The following is a 14662-nucleotide window of genomic DNA, read 5'->3' on the forward strand; positions in this document are numbered from 1 at the left end:
CCCGGAGCGGCGGGAGAGCGGGGACCATGTCGGAGGGAACGCCGACCCCGTTCATCCTGAACCGCCTCGACTTGAAGACGCTGCGCCTGTTCGCAGCGATCTGCGAGGAGGGCACGCTCAACGGCGCGGCGCGGCGGGCCGCGATCGCGCCGTCGGCCGTCAGCAAGCGCCTCGCCGAGCTGGAGCGGGCGCTGTGCTGCACGCTGCTCACCCGCGAGCCTAGGGGCATGCGCCCGACGCCGGCCGGCGAGACGCTGCTGCACCACACCCGCCGGATGCTCGGGTCGGCCGAGCAGATCGCCCTCGAACTCGCCGAGCACGCCAGCGGCCTGCGCGGCTTCGTCCGCGTGCTGGCGAACCTCTCGGCGATCGTGCAGTTCCTGCCGGAGGACCTGCAGGCCTTCCTGGCCGCCCAGGCCGGCATCGGCGTCGACCTGGAGGAGCGCCCGAGCGGCGGCGTGGTCGCCGGCGTCGAGGAAGGCGCCGCCGACCTCGGCATCTGCGCCGGCCGCACCGATCCGCGCTCGCTCAAGGCCTATCCGTATCGCGGCGACCGCCTCGTCCTCGTCGTGCCCGCCGGCCATCCCCTGGCCGGCCGAGACGCCCTCGCCTTCGCCGACACCCTCGACTACGACCATGTCGGCATGCACCGGGAAAGCTCGATCTACGGCACGCTCCGCGACGAGGCCCGGCGCCTCGGGCGGCCGCTGCGCCTGCGCGTCCACGTGCCGAGCTTCGACGCGATCTGCCGGATGGCGCAGGCCGGAATGGGGCTCGGCGTCGTGCCCGAGCGGGTCCACGCCCTGCTCGGGCCGCAGATGAACGTCGTCGCCGTGCCGCTCACCGACCCGTGGGCACGGCGGACGCTCAGCCTCGTCGTCCGGCCGGGCGCGCAATCGCCGGCGGCGGCCATGCTGTTCGACCACCTGCGGCTGACCGCGGACGCCTGAACGGCAAGACCTGCGTTCGCGTTAGGAGAACGCAGGCTGGTGCATCGCGTTTGGACACCCTGCGGCCGATCCCATACCGATCGGTCCAAAGACGATGGAGGGAACGCCGATGCCAGGCCCGGTGCAAGCTTCGGCCAACGGCCCGCTCGACGGAATCCGGGTCCTCGAGCTCGGTCAGCTGATCGCGGCGCCGTTCGCCACCAAGATCCTCGGCGAGTTCGGTGCCGAAGTGATCAAGGTCGAGGCCCCGAAGGACGGCGACCCACTGCGCCGGTGGCGCAAGATGCACGAAGGCACGTCGCTCTGGTGGTACCTGCAGTCGCGCAACAAGAAGTCGATCGCGATCAACCTGAAGTCGCCCGATGGGCTCGACATCGTGAAGGACCTCGTGCGCAGCGCCGACGTGGTGGTCGAGAACTTCCGGCCCGGCGGACTGGAGAAGCTGGGCCTCGGCTGGGACGTGCTCTCCGAGCTGAACCCGAAGCTCGTGATGGTTCGCATCTCCGGCTACGGCCAGACCGGCCCCTACCGCGACCGGCCGGGCTTCGGCGCGATCGGCGAGTCGATGGGCGGCATCCGCTTCACCACCGGAAGCCCGGAAAGCCCACCCGCCCGCGTCGGGGTCAGCATCGGCGACACGCTGGCCTCGCTCCATGGCGTCATCGGCGCGCTGATGGCGCTGCTGCACGTGAAGACCGCCGGCGGCCAGGGCCAGGTCATCGACGTCTCGCTCGTGGAGAGCGTGTTCAACGTGATGGAGAGCCTGGTTCCGGAATACGACCTGCTGGGCGAAATCCGCACCCGGACCGGCGGGGCGCTGCCCGGCATCACGCCCTCGAACACCTATCCGACCAAGGACGACGGCTTCGTCGTCGTCGCCGGCAACTCGGACCCGATCTTCCGGCGCCTGATGACGGCGATCGGCCGGCCGGACCTCGCCGACGACCCGGCGCTGCGCAACAACGACGGCCGCTCGAAGGTCGCCGGCATGCTCGACGGCGTGATCGCAGACTGGACCCGCGCGCGCAGCGTGGACGAGGCGCTGGCGGTGCTCGACGCGGCGGACGTGCCGGCGGGCCGGATCTACTCGGTGGCCGACATCGTCGCCGACCCGCACTACGCCGCCCGCGACATGATCCTCGACGCGGAGCTGCCCGGCGGCACGAAGGTGAAGATGCCCGGCATCGTGCCCAAGCTCTCCGGCACCCCCGGCGCGGTGCGCTGGCAGGGGCCGGCGCTCGGCGCCCACACCGATTCCGTGCTCGCCGACCTCGGCCGCGACACCGAGACCATCGAGCGCCTGCGCCGCGAGGGAGCCGTGCAATGACGGGCGATGCCATGCTGATCCAGGAGGTCGCCACCCGCGACGGGTTCCAGATCGAGCCCCGCTACGTCGAAACCGCCGACAAGGTCGCGCTGGTCGACGCGCTCTCGGCCGCAGGCTTCTCGCGGATCGAGGTGTCGTCCTTCGTCTCGCCGAAGGCCGTGCCGGCGCTTCGCGACGCGGCTGAAGTCTTCGCCGGGATCGGCCGGCGGCCCGGCACCGTCTACGTCGCCCTGGTGCCGAACCCGAAGGGCGCCGAGCGGGCGCTCGCGGCCGGCGTCGGCGAGGTCAACCTCGTCGCCTCGGTGAGCGAGACCCACAACCGCGCCAACATGGGCATGACCCCGGAGGCCTCGATCGAGGGGTTCGCGCGGATCATGGAGACGGTGAAGGGCGCCCACGTCTCGACCAACGCCACGGTGGCCACCGCCTTCGGCTGCCCGTTCGAGGGCGACCAGCCGACCGACAAAGTGATCGCCCAGGTCGAGCGCTACCTCGCCCTCGGGATCGGCGGCGTCACGCTCGCCGACACCACCGGCATGGCCAACCCGCGGCAAGTGGAACGCCTCGTCGCCCGCGCGCTGGCGATCGTGCCGGCGGAAAGGCTGACCCTGCACTTCCACAACACCCGCGGCCTTGGCCTCGCCAACGTGCTCGCGGCCTACGGCGCCGGCGCGCGCCGGTTCGACGCGGCGCTCGGCGGCCTCGGCGGCTGTCCGTTCGCGCCCGGCGCCACCGGGAACATCTGCACCGAGGACCTCGTCAGCATGGCCCACGAGATGGGCATCGCCACCGGCCTCGACCTCGACGCGCTGATCGGCCTCTCCCGCGACCTGCCGCGCCTCGTCGGCCACGACGTGCCCGGCCAGGTCGCCAAGGCCGGCCGCCCCGGCGACCTGCACCCGGTTCCCCAGGCGGCTTGAGCCGCAAACACCGCGACGAGGCGGCGTGAGCCGCGGAAGCTGCAACCCGGCGGCGCGAGCCGCCCGAAACCTCGATCCGTGTCGGATAGCCCCCGCAGAAGGCGGCGCCGCCGCGTTCGCGCGCATCCTGCCTTCGGTCTTCAAGACCGGCCGGCGGGGTCGCGCATGCCGCCCGTTCCAGGAGGAAACCATGACCGCCGCCACGACCGGCCCGCTCGCGGGTGCCGACCAGATCACCGAGGGCGGCATCGTCCGCAAGGCCGCGTGGCGGCTGATGCCGCTGATCATGGTCTGCTACATGTTCGCGTTCTTCGACCGGATCAACATCAGCTTCGCCAAGTTCCAGCTGCAGAGCGACCTCGGCTTCAGCAACGTCGCCTACGGGCTCGGGGCGAGCATGTTCGTCGTCGGCTACGTGATCTTCGAGGTGCCCTCGAACCTGCTGCTGTACAAGGTCGGCGCACGGCGCTGGATCGCCCGGATCATGATCTCGTGGGGCATCGCCACCGCGCTGATGGTGTTCATTTCCACCGAGTGGCACTTCTACGTGCTGCGCTTCATCATCGGCGCGATGGAGGCCGGCTTCGCCCCGGGCATCCTGTACTACCTGACCCTGTGGTTCCCGGCCTCGTTCCGCGGGCGTGTCACCTCGTTCCTGTTCGTGGCCTCGGCCTTCTCCGGCATCTTCGGGGCACCGGTGGCGGGCCTGATCCTCGGCGGCCTCAACGGCACGATGGGTCTTGCCGGCTGGCAGTGGCTGTTCCTGGCCGGCGGCCTGCCCTGCCTCGTGCTCGGCGTGCTGGTGTTCCTGCGCCTGGACGACCGGATCTCGGATGCGCGCTGGCTGACGCAGCCGGAGAAGGACCTGCTCGCCTCCAAGATCGCCCACCACAATCGCGACATCGGCGACCATTCGCTCTGGGGGGCGATCAAGCAGCCGGGCTTCCTGCTGATCGCGCTCGTGTACTTCCTGCTCCAGGTCGGCTCGTACGGCCTGAACTTCTGGGGGCCGGACCTGATCAAGACCGCCACCGGCGGCACCGCGGCCTCGGTCGGCTTCCTCACGGCGATCCCCTACATCTGCGGCGCGATCAGCATGGTCGTCGGGCGCCTCTCCGACGCCTCCGGCGACCGGCCGAAATTCGTGGCGGGCCTCGCGGTCGCGGCGGCCGTCGGCTTCTTCGCCGCCGGGCTGTTCGACAAGCAGATCGTGCCGCTGATGATCGCGCTGGCGCTCGTCGGGGCCGGCATCGTCGCCTCGATCCCGACCTTCTGGACGCTTCCGGCCAAGCTCGTCACCGGCGTCGGCGCCGCCGGCGGCATCGCGCTGATCAACACGCTGGGCCAGTTCGGCGGCATCGTCAGCCCCGTGGCGGTCGGCTGGGTGAAGGATCTCACCGGCTCGACGACGCTCGCGCTCTACGGCATCGGCGTCCTCTGCCTGGTCGCGGCCGGGCTGCTGATCTTCGCCTCGCCCGCGAGCCTGCGCCGCAACGACCGCAACCCGTGAACGCGACGACGCCCGGCGGGTGGAAGACCCGCCGGGCGTCGTCCGGGCGCGAGCCCGTCACATCCCCGTTCGCTGCGCCGCCGCGGACCCGCAACGTACGGCTTGCGGGAAACCGGAGCGTTACATCGCTCGGATCCAGCATGCCGCTTCCACGCGGGAAGCAGCATGTCTTGCGCCCTACCAGCCCGATTGCGGGCCGACGAAGGTCTGGTTCAGGCCGCCGTGGCAGGCCCACTGGATGGCTCCGGCTCCTCTCGCCGTCGACGCGCCGCCGACGTCGAGGCACTGGTTCGAATGCTTCGCGACCAGCGCGACGCCGTTCCCCTGGGCCTTGGTCGCCCAGACTTGGTTGGGCCCACCGGTGCAGCTCCACTGCCAGGCCTGCGCACCGACAGCCTGCGAGACGCCCCAGACATCGAGGCAGCGGCCGGTGGAGGCGCTCGTCACCGTATAGCCGCCGGCGACGGCCGTGAACTTCCACTGCTGCTCGGCGCCGCCGGTGCAGACCTGCTGGGTCACGGGCGCCCCGTCGTTGGTGTTGCCGGCCGGCACCGCGAGGCACATCCCGGAATGGGCGGCCTTGAGCAGGGTCGTGTTGGTGCTCGCGGTCGGCGCCGGGGTCGGCGTCAGGGTGGTGTCGAGCGACGGCCGCTCGCAGAACGAAGCCTGCTGGCGGTAGTCCTGCGTTTCGACGAAACCATCGATCCCGAGCGTGGTGTCGGGCCGAACCTTGACGAAGTAGTTCGGGAAGTTGACCGACTCGTAGGACACGCAAGGCCCGCTGTTGCAGCCGCAGGTCTGCGCAAGGGCGGTGCGGCGGGTGAAGCTCGCGTCCGGGCTCGTCCCGATGGACATCACGGGATTGCTGTAGAGCGCGAAGCCGGCGTGCCTAAGATATCGGGTGGTCTCGCGGGTCATCTGGAAGCTCGATCCCTTGCCGCTCAGGCCCGGGACGAGCTTGAAGCTCGCCTCCTGGCGATCGGTCGCGTTGGTCGCCGGCGCCGACGCCATCAACTCGCCGAACACGCGCCGGACGTAGGTGCCGGGCTTGCTCGCGGATTCGAGGCTGATCGCCGCCGTCGGCGTCACGCCCGTAGCCGTACCGCCGGTGCCCGTGCCGCCGGTGGCGGTTCCAGTCCCACCCGTCGTACCGCCGGTGCCGGCCGCGCCGCCTGACGCGCCGCCCGTGGTTCCGCCGGCGTTGCTCGCGACGGCGATCACGGCCGGGGTCGGCGCACTCGCCAACGGCGGGGCCGCCGTGTTCGGGCCGATCGCGACGATGATTCCGGGCGACGGCACGCCTTTCTGGTCGATCATGACCAACTGGTAGTAGCCGGGGGGCGCGACGTTGGCCGAGGCCGGCGCCTGGACCGCCACCGTGCCGTCAGAGCTCACCCCTGCGTTGAGCACCATGCGCCGCTGCGTCGCGTTGAAGCTGTGCGTGACGAGGCCGAGGCCGAGCAGCACAACCTGCGAGACGCCGGCCTGCGCGGTCACCTCGACCTGCATCCACTGGCCGTAGTTCAGGCGGTTCGTCGTCAGGCTGAGGATCTGCGGGCGCGGTGCCAGCGCCGCCTTGCCGTTGACGCTGGTGAACAGGTAGGGCGGGTAGTAGACCTCGGCGTTCTTGTTGTTCACGGGACCGGGCGCCCCGCCGCCGCTGGTGAGGACCGTACCGTTCTGCATCAGCAGCGCGGTCGAGTGATAGCCGCGATAGATCGAGGCCGCCGGGCCGAGGGTCCACGCCCCGGTCTTCGGGTCCCACATCTCCATCGGCAGCACCGCGTTGCCGTCGGCTTGGTCGTCCCACAGGCTGCCGCCGGTGACCGCCACGAGGCCGGTCGGCAGCACCGTCGCGTTCGCCCAGGAGCGACCGATCTTGGTCGGCGCCGTCTCCGTGAGGACAGGGTTGCCTCCGGTGATGTCGACCAGTGTGGCGCGGCTGCTGGCGAGGAAGCCGCTGCTGTTGTCGTAGCTGTTGCCGCCGAGCTGGAGGATCCGGCCGGTGTCGTACATCACGGCCGTCGAGCTCGGTCCGACGTTCGGGGCGTCGGCCGCCGAATTGGCGCTCCGCTGCGGCTCCTTGAACGGCGTCACCGCGATCGAGCCGTTTCCGGTTGGATCGAGGTACCACATCTTCTCGGCGCTGATGCCGAACACCTTGCCGTTCGGCGCGATCCAGGCACGCGGATACCACCAACGATTGTTCTCGGGTCCGAACGCGTCGCGGCTGTTGGCGCCGAACAGGCTGCTCCAGCGCGTGCCGTCGTAGACCTCCGGGGTCATCCCGCTCATGAAGCCCTTGTTGATGCTGCCCTGGGGATCAGCCCAGCCGCCGTTGTACGGGTATGAGCCGCCCATGATGAGTTGGCGACCGTCGGGCAGGCTGAGCATCGTGGAGTAGTAGCGGTCCGCGGCCATCTGCGCCCCGAGCGGCGAGACGCCGGTGCCCAGCCCGTTGACGACGGCGGCCCCCTTGTCGACGCCGGCCTCGAAGATGCCGCCCGCGGCCATCAGCGAGCCGTCCGCCTGGAAGGCCATGGTCGAACAGAAGCTGTTCACGTTCGCGACGGCCGGAAGGATCGTGTGCCCGCTCGGGTCGAAGCCCTTGGAAGGATCCCAGATGTCGTAATAGCGCCCGCTCTGGACGGCGGCGTCGTCGGGCGGCGACCCGAACGAGACGAGCTTGCCGGAGGGCAACAGGCCCATGCTGATCGCGTTCAGGGGCCAAGCGAAGACGCCGCGCCACATGCCTTGAGCCGGTGCCGTGTCGGGAATCGCGGTCGGCGTGCCGAACGGGTCCTGCACCTGAGTCACGACGACGGGAAACTTGGCCGCCTCGGCGGACAGGCCGGCCATCCCGGCCAGCATCGTCGCCGACATGAGCGACCGCGCGAGGGCGCGTCCGGCTCGCGGACGCGGCCGGGAAGATTTCGGTATCATGATCCTGCATTCCCCTTTTTCGACGTCGATGGAACACCCGCCGGCGGTCGTCATCGGTGTCGGACCGCAGTCTTCCACCTCGACGACCACGTTCGAATGCGGATCGAGCGGCTGGGAACACCAATATTCCGGGAACCGTTGTCGCGCCGTTGCGAGGGGTGGTTAAAATTCCCATCCGGCGATCGGGCGGCTCTACGGTGCGGCGGACGCCGCAGGGCGCGGCGGATGCCCGACGCCGTCCTCGAGGCTGTGGAGCACGCCGATGTCGCGTCGGAGCCGCGGGACGTCGAGGGGGTCGCCGCCATAGGTCATCGCGATCTGCCCGCGGCGGTCGAAGACCAGGACGGTCGGCGGCGGTTCGGGCAATCGATCCGCCGGGTAGCGCAGCGCCGCGATCACGCTGGCCGTCGCCGCGGCGGTCCCCGTGACGAGTCGAAGTTTCCCTGCGTCGATCCTCAGCCCTTCGGCGAACCGGCGCAGGGCCGCGACGTCGTCCCGATCCGGCGCCACGCTGGCGGCGAGGACTACGGTCCGCGCCCGGACGTCCGGGGGCAGGTCGCGGGTGAGGTCGGCGAGGGCGAGCGTGCGCGCGACGCAGGTGATCAGGCAGTCGGTGCTCACGAAAGACAGCACGACCACCCGGTCGCGCAGGGACGACGGCGCGAGGACGCGGCCCGACTGATCGATCCGAGGGGCCGCCACCGGGTCGCCCGACCAGAGCAGGTCGGACAGCGCGGTCTCCGGCCGAAGCGCGTCGTTACGCCCGCCCGGAGCGGACGACGTCGCGCCGGCCGCAAGCAGGCCGGCGCCGAGGACGGGAAGGACCCGGCGCAGCAGCCGCGTCGCAAGGCCCCCGCGTGAAAGAACGCCGCGCATCACGAGATACACCTACGGTTGGCTTCGGACGGCCGAACTTCGGGGAGCTGGGAGCTTGCAGCCGGCTCACGGAGGTCGGAAGATTTTCGCACTCGGCCCACTAGCCTGTCTGTTTATTCTCGCACCGTTTCGGATTTGCCAACGGATCTGGTTAAGCCGTCGCCTCGGAGCGTCGGCCTCCGTGAAGGCGACGGCGCGGTGCCTGTGACGAGACCGCGAACATCGTCCTAGCGGGCCTGGAGGGCGGCCCCGATCACGCCGCAGGTGGGATGGCCTTCCAAGGCCGGCGGCAGCGTCGGGATGCCCGGCTGCCAGGCCAGGAAATCCATGCCGGAGCTCCCGCCGCCCAGCGCGTAGGTGCCCGAACGTCCGGCGCGGACGCCCTGCTCCTCGACTAGGACGTCGATGCGGAAGTATTGCCGCGGCGACGGCGCCGGGGGCGCCTGCGGGGTTCGCGCGCCCTGCCCTCTCGCGGCCTTGGCCGGGTCCGGCGACGCTCCAGCGACGCGGCCGGATTCATTGTAGATCGTCAGCAACGGCTTGAGCCGCGCGGCGATGTCCTCGGTCATCGAGGGCAGCCGTCCGATCTCGTCGACGCTGACGAACGGCGCGTTGCGCGGCCCGTAGCCGAGGCCGCGCGCCCGGTATTGCGGCGCCTCCGCCCCGCCGCTCGGCTCGGGCACGTCGTCGGCATCGCGATAGTCGACGATCTCCGCGGCGAGCGCCAGCGCGGTGGCGTCGGGGATGCCGGCCCCGCGCAAGGCCGTCTCGAGCCCGGCCCGCGGCGTGGCGTTGAGATCGACGAGAAGGCCCTGGTCCTGAAGGGCGATCAGCAACCGCTCCCGCGGGGCCAGGTCGCAGGCGATCGGCCAGCCGTCCTCCGGCATCTGCAGGCCGCGGAGGCGGTAGGTCCGCTGGAGGCCGAGGTCGTAGGCGACGAGGCGAGCGATCCCGTCGGCCAGGCCCTGGACCCGGGTGAGGTCGGCGCGGGCCTGCGTCAGGGCGGTGCCGGAGCGGACGCGCATGACGGTCGCGGCCAGCAGGGCGCAGACCACGATCAGGATCGCCAGCACGGAGGGCAGCACGAAGCCCGCCTCGCCGTCGCGGCCGTGCTCCTCGGTCACGGTCGGTCTCCGAGGGCGACGAGGAACGGGGGCCAGCGTCGGCGATCACTTGGGTCGAACGCGATGCGGATCTCGACGAGCTTCGGCGCCCGGTCGGGCCGGGTCCATTGCGCAAGCCAGACGGCCGGCGCGTTGCCGGTCGGCACGCCGAAATAGCGGAAACTGAGGCCGGTCACGCCGGCAAGCAGCACTTCCTCGTCGCCTGCGCCGACCTCGGCCCCGGGCTCCGCGAGCCGGCGGCGCTCGACGAGATCGAGGCGGAGATCGGTGCGGGGAGTGCCGGCGAGGGTGACCTGGGTCTCGGCGGGACGCTCGGCGGCCGCATCGGGGGCGATCACGGCGGCGAGGCCGTCGGGACGGCCCAGGAAGAAAGGCCGCCGCCCGTCCGTGCGGCGCCGGACGAGGCTGCCGAGGGTGCGCCGCAGGTGATCGCGGACGGATTGCACCTCCTCGGCGGCGGCGACGCGCCCGGCCACGCCGGACGCGCGCGATGCGATCTGCAACGTCTGGACGAGCAGGAGACCGATCAGCGAGGCCAGGGCGAGGCAGACGACCACCTCCACCAGCGTGAAGCCGGCCTGGCCCGCCTCTGGCCGCGCCTCATTCACGGATCTCTCCCGGGACGAGCGTCGTGTAGATCGGCCGGCCTTCGACCGGTCCCCGGCTCAAGCGGACGAGCCAGAGCGGCGGGACGCGGCCGAGGCCCATCGCCGGCGCGGCGTCGGCGATGCGCAGGGTCCAGGCCGACCCGTCCGAGAACGTGCCCCGCTCGACGCCCGCCTGGGGCGGCCCCGCCGCGAACCGGGCCAGGACCACCCCCTCCGCCTCGTCGGACGCGACCCGCGCCGCCTCGACGCGCCGGACGCCCATGGCGACCGCCCCGGAGACCTCGATCGCCGCGATCATGGCGAGGGCCGTGATCGCGAAGGCGACCACGACCTCGACGATGGTGAACCCCTCTTCGCCGGGTTCGGCGGGCGGGGCGGGGCGCCGGCCGCTCATGGAAGGTCCCCACGCCGCACGAGGCCCGTCAGCACGCTGACGGACAGGACGACGCCGCCCCCTTGCGCGGCCAGCACGATCCGCCCCCCCGTCGAGCTTCCGTCGGGGAGGAGCCAGATCTCGCCGGGGTCGACCTTGCCGCCCGGCCGCGTCTCCACCGTCACCTGCGCACCGTGGGTCGAGATCGCTCCGGCGCCCGGGCGGGAGCTGAGGAAGCGCTCTGCGCCCGGCTCGAACACCAGCCGCCCACGCCGCCCGGTCCGCATCGCCTCCACCCGCAGCCGGTCGATCTCGGCGGCGATCACGTCGGAGGCGAACGCCATGCGCCGGCCGGCCGAGATGCTGCTCATGCCGCCCAGCGCCAGCGCCGTTGCGATACCCATGATCGCGAGCGTCACGAGCATCTCGATCAGCGTAAAGCCGGCCGTCCCGGAACGGTCGCGGCAGGCCTGAGAGACTTCGTCCTCGGCCCGACCCTGAGGTCCAGGCTCCACGCAGGAGCGTCCGGGAGCACGTGACGGCAGCCATGGCCCGCCGATGCAGAACCGGCGGGCGGACGGCGCTCGGTAACGACTCGAGGCCCGTGGGATTCTCATGGCGATCGATCCATAGGACCCTGCGCTTAAGGTTTGCCACTTCCCGCGCCGGACGAGCGGGTCGAAGGACGACATCGATCGACGGCGGACGCGGCGTCAGAATCCTTGAGGCGCGTGGTGGCCGGCGAGCAAGGCCGCGTGGAGGCCGAGTGCGAGGAAGGGGCCGAACGGCAGTCGGGTCGCCGCCGTGATCCGGGCTCCGGCGAGGCGGCCGATGAGGATCGCGCCGAGCGCCGTGACGCTGGCCGTGAGGACGAGGAGGGGCAGGCCCGCAAGCCCGGTCCAGACGGTGGCGGCGCCGAGGAACTTCACGTCGCCGAGCCCGAGGCCGACGCGGCCGCGCAGCCGCGCATGGAGCGCGCGCAGGCCCAGGAACAGGACGAAGGCGAGGCCGGCCTCGGCCAGCCGCAAGGCGACCGCCGCCATCTCCGGCTCGCGCCAGGCCGCCACCGAGAGCCCGAGCGCGAAGAGGGCGAGGTTGACGAGATCCGGGATGATCCTGTGGCGCAGGTCGAACGCCGTCGCCGTCAACGTGAGCGGCAGCGGCAGGAGCGCCGCCACGAGCGGGGCGCCGAGGATCGCACCGAGACCGTCCTGCACCATCGGGTCAGCGCCTGGCCAGCCGGTCCGCCTCGATCGCGGCGAAGGCATGCCGGCGCATCGGCGGGACGCGCGCCGGCGGAGCCCGGCCGACCGAGACGAGGGCGCTGTCCGGGATGCGGGGCAGGCGCGACAGCCCCACCCGCACCGCGGCGAGGCCGGCGCTGCGCTCGCGCAGGTGCATCCAGTAGACGTAGGCGCAGATCACCCCCGCCACGACGGCGACGAACCACAGACCGAGCAGCGGCCCGTAGCCGACGCGGCCGTTCAGCTCGCGCATCAGGCCCATCGCGAAGGCGGCGTACCAGGACACGCCCGAGATGGCGCCGGAGATCAGGAACACCCCCGTGCGCAGGCGCGAGACGCTCTCGAACATCGGCCGGCTGACGTCGCGCAGCACGCCCGGCAGCACCAGGGCATGGATCAGGAGGCCGTTGACGGTCAGCACCACCACCACGCTCACCTTGGCGACCAGCTTGGGGTTGGCGAGCTTCTCGGGCGATTCGAACCAGTACAGCGCGAGGAAGCCGAGACCCGACACCCAGAGCAGGCCGATGCCGACCGACACCACCTTGCTCACGAACAGGAAGGTGCGGGCGATCTCGGCCGGCAGCCCGCCCCAGCGCATCCAGCGCAGAATCCAGAAATCGAGCATGGTCGCCCCGCCGAGGCCGAGGCAGAGCCCGATGAGGTGCAGGCCGACCAGCAGCGTCAGGATGCGGATCGGCGGCAGCGGCGCCGGCATCGGCAGGGTGATCGGCTCCGCCGCGCAGGCCGGCAGGGCCCAGACGAGGCAGCCGGCCACCGCAAGCGCTCCGGCGACGACGGCGCCCGACGACAGGGTCCTAGGAGGGCGCGTGGGTCCGCCGGTCGGGATCATGCGTGTTCCTGGCGGCGCGCCCTGCCGCGCCCGAGTGGTGCCCCAGGCTTGGCAGGAATCCGCTAACAAACATCAAAGAATCCGTTCCTGTCACGCCGCTCGGACGGCTCGTCCACCCCGCGTGAGGCGGTTCCTTCAGAAAGGCGGTGCATCTTAATTCCCAACCACCACGAACAGGACGCGACGATGACCACCGACACCATCGATCCCCGGGGCGAGGCCGACGCAGGCCAGGCGGGCTTCTCGCTGGTCGAGCTGCTCGTCGTCCTGGCGATCATCGGCATGATCGCGACCATGGTGACGCCGCAGGTGCTGGGCTATCTCGGCCGTGCCAAGGGCGAGACGGCGCGCATCCAGGTCAAGAACATCGCCCAGGCGGTGGAACTCTACTATCTCGATCTCGGCACCTATCCGACCGCGCAGCAGGGCCTGCAGGCGCTGGTGCAGCCGACGGGCCCGAGCTGGCGCGGCCCCTACGTGCGCGACGCGCGCGGCCTCAACGATCCGTGGGGCCGCCCGTATCTTTACCGTAATCCCGCGGTCGGCGGCGGACCCTACGAGGTCTACTCGCTCGGCAGCGACGGCAAGACCGGCGGCACGGGCGACGGGACCGACGTCGCAAGCAACTGATGGTTGCTTTCTCGCGGGAACACGGCCGGCAGGAATACAACCGGTTCCCGGGCGAGGAATTTCCTTAACCTATGGCAAGACGCCGTTAACCATAAAGTCCTAGCGTCGCCCTCGACCCGAACCGGCGGGTGGGGGGGATCGACACGGGCATGAAGCGGCGACGGATCATCAACGTCGCGCTCGCCGGCCTGGTCAGCTGGTCCGCAGCGCCCCCCGCCCGGGCGGCCGAACCGGAACTCGGGTTCCGGCCCGGTTCGAACCCGTCCCATGCCCCGAGCCCTTCCCATGCCCTGATCCGGCGTGGCGACGATCGCTTCACCGGCGGCGAAGCCTCGCGGCAGGAGCCGCAGCTCGGCGGCATGGTCAGCCTCAACCTCGTCGAGGTGCCGCTGCCGGTCGCCGCCAAGGCGGTGCTCGCCGACACGTTCGGGTGGGGCTACACCCTCGACGAGCGCGCCGTCGGCACCATCACCCTTCAGACCGGCGGCCAGGTCACCCGCGACACGCTGCTCTCGATGTTCGAGACGGCGCTGTCGAGCCGCGGGCTCGCCCTGAGGCGGCGCGGCCGCACCGCGCAGATCGTCCCGGGCGGCAAGAGGCCCGGCGCGGTCCAGGCGGTCCAGGGGGTCGGCGCGGAATCCGGTGCGGTGATCGTGCCGATGCGCTGGATCGCGGCGGCCGAGATGCAGGCGATCCTGGCTTCCGTCGCGCCGCGCGACGTGGTGCTGCGCGTGGACCGGGCCCGCAACCTGCTGATCCTGTCGGGCGAGAGCGGGCAGATCCAGGCCCTGCGCCAGACCATCGCCGTGTTCGACGTCGACTGGATGCGCGGCATGTCCACGGCGATGCTGCCGGTGCGCTCCTCCAATCCGGGCTCGCTCGCCCGCGACCTCACCCAGATCTTCGGCGGCGAGGCGGCCGGCACCGGCGACGTCATCCGCTTCATTCCCAACGAACCGCTCAACGCGGTGCTCGTGGTGAGCTCCCGCGCCACCTATCTCGACCGCGCCCGGGTCTGGCTTGAGCAGCTCGAAGGCCTCGCGGCCGAGCGCGAGCGCCAGCTCTTCGTCTATCGAATCCAGAACCGGTCAGCGAAGGAGCTGGCGCTTGTGCTGCAGGGCGTGGTCGCGGCGGAAACCGGCGGCAGCGTCGGCGTCTCGAGCGGTCTCGGCTACGGCGGCGGCGGAGGCTACGGCGCCGCCGGAGGCTATGGCGGCGCGGGCCTCGCCCCCGGCGGGATGGGGCCGGGGGGCTTCGGCGGCGGCGGACAGGCCGGGTTCGGCGGGCTCGGCGCGGGCGGCCCC

The 14662-nt window shown here is 71.4% G+C and carries 14 protein-coding genes; 6 read left to right on the plus strand and 8 right to left on the minus strand.

Features of this window, described 5'->3' with window-relative positions:
- The first annotated feature begins 26 nt into the window (after positions 1-26).
- The 4 genes from FV226_RS12615 (at position 27) to FV226_RS12630 (ending at position 4707) form a co-directional block, all read left to right on the plus strand.
- Positions 27-950: a LysR family transcriptional regulator gene (locus tag FV226_RS12615; protein WP_147763166.1), complete on the plus strand. Its 924-nt coding sequence runs from the start codon at positions 27-29 to the stop codon at positions 948-950.
- Positions 951-1059: 109 nt separating this feature from the next.
- Complete coding sequence (locus FV226_RS12620) at positions 1060-2277, plus strand: CaiB/BaiF CoA-transferase family protein (RefSeq protein WP_147763167.1); 1218 nt, start codon at positions 1060-1062, stop codon at positions 2275-2277.
- A complete protein-coding gene (locus FV226_RS12625) occupies positions 2274-3197 on the plus strand; it encodes a hydroxymethylglutaryl-CoA lyase (RefSeq protein ID WP_147752079.1) in 924 nt (307 codons plus the stop codon). Before FV226_RS12620 ends, FV226_RS12625 begins: the two co-directional genes overlap by 4 nt.
- A gap of 190 nt (positions 3198-3387) precedes the next feature.
- On the plus strand, positions 3388-4707 hold the full coding sequence (locus tag FV226_RS12630; RefSeq protein WP_147763168.1) for an MFS transporter: 1320 nt from the start codon (positions 3388-3390) through the stop codon (positions 4705-4707).
- Positions 4708-4884: 177 nt separating this feature from the next.
- On the opposite strand, the gene FV226_RS12635 is transcribed toward FV226_RS12630, so the two are convergent.
- The 8 genes from FV226_RS12635 to FV226_RS12670 form a co-directional block, all read right to left on the minus strand.
- Complete coding sequence (locus FV226_RS12635) at positions 4885-7590, minus strand: RICIN domain-containing protein (RefSeq protein ID WP_246691588.1); 2706 nt, start codon at positions 7588-7590, stop codon at positions 4885-4887.
- 252 nt (positions 7591-7842) lie between these two features.
- The gene (locus FV226_RS12640) at positions 7843-8526 is read right to left on the minus strand and encodes an SCO family protein (protein WP_147763170.1); all 684 of its coding nucleotides are present in this window, start codon (positions 8524-8526) and stop codon (positions 7843-7845) included.
- Between the two features lie 227 nt (positions 8527-8753).
- Positions 8754-9650: a type II secretion system protein GspK gene (locus FV226_RS12645; RefSeq protein ID WP_246685525.1), complete on the minus strand. Its 897-nt coding sequence runs from the start codon at positions 9648-9650 to the stop codon at positions 8754-8756.
- Positions 9647-10258 carry a prepilin-type N-terminal cleavage/methylation domain-containing protein gene (locus tag FV226_RS12650; RefSeq protein WP_147763171.1) on the minus strand — a complete coding sequence of 204 codons (612 nt, stop codon included), beginning with the start codon at positions 10256-10258 and terminating at the stop codon, positions 9647-9649. The genes FV226_RS12645 and FV226_RS12650 overlap by 4 nt, the downstream gene beginning before the upstream one ends.
- A complete protein-coding gene (locus FV226_RS12655) occupies positions 10251-10652 on the minus strand; it encodes a prepilin-type N-terminal cleavage/methylation domain-containing protein (protein ID WP_147763172.1) in 402 nt (133 codons plus the stop codon). Before FV226_RS12655 ends, FV226_RS12650 begins: the two co-directional genes overlap by 8 nt.
- Entirely contained in the window at positions 10649-11146 is a 498-nt protein-coding gene (locus FV226_RS12660) for a prepilin-type N-terminal cleavage/methylation domain-containing protein (protein ID WP_187277477.1), read from the minus strand. Before FV226_RS12660 ends, FV226_RS12655 begins: the two co-directional genes overlap by 4 nt.
- Positions 11147-11344: 198 nt before the next feature.
- The gene (locus FV226_RS12665; RefSeq protein ID WP_147763174.1) at positions 11345-11851 is read right to left on the minus strand and encodes an A24 family peptidase; all 507 of its coding nucleotides are present in this window, start codon (positions 11849-11851) and stop codon (positions 11345-11347) included.
- Between the two features lie 4 nt (positions 11852-11855).
- Complete coding sequence (locus tag FV226_RS12670; protein ID WP_246691589.1) at positions 11856-12728, minus strand: hypothetical protein; 873 nt, start codon at positions 12726-12728, stop codon at positions 11856-11858.
- Positions 12729-12914: 186 nt separating this feature from the next.
- On the opposite strand from FV226_RS12670, the gene gspG reads away from it, so the two are divergent.
- Both gspG and FV226_RS12680 read left to right on the plus strand, forming a co-directional pair.
- Positions 12915-13358 (plus strand): type II secretion system major pseudopilin GspG, encoded by a 444-nt coding sequence (gspG, locus tag FV226_RS12675; RefSeq protein WP_147763175.1) that lies wholly within the window; start codon positions 12915-12917, stop codon positions 13356-13358.
- Positions 13359-13507: 149 nt separating this feature from the next.
- Positions 13508-14662, plus strand: a 1155-nt coding sequence (locus FV226_RS12680; RefSeq protein WP_348644102.1) for a secretin N-terminal domain-containing protein, incomplete at its 3' end; no start/stop codon positions are given.

Origin of the sequence: Methylobacterium sp. WL12 (assembly GCF_008039475.1) — a bacterium.
GTDB classification, from domain to species: Bacteria; Pseudomonadota; Alphaproteobacteria; order Rhizobiales; family Beijerinckiaceae; genus Methylobacterium; species Methylobacterium cerastii.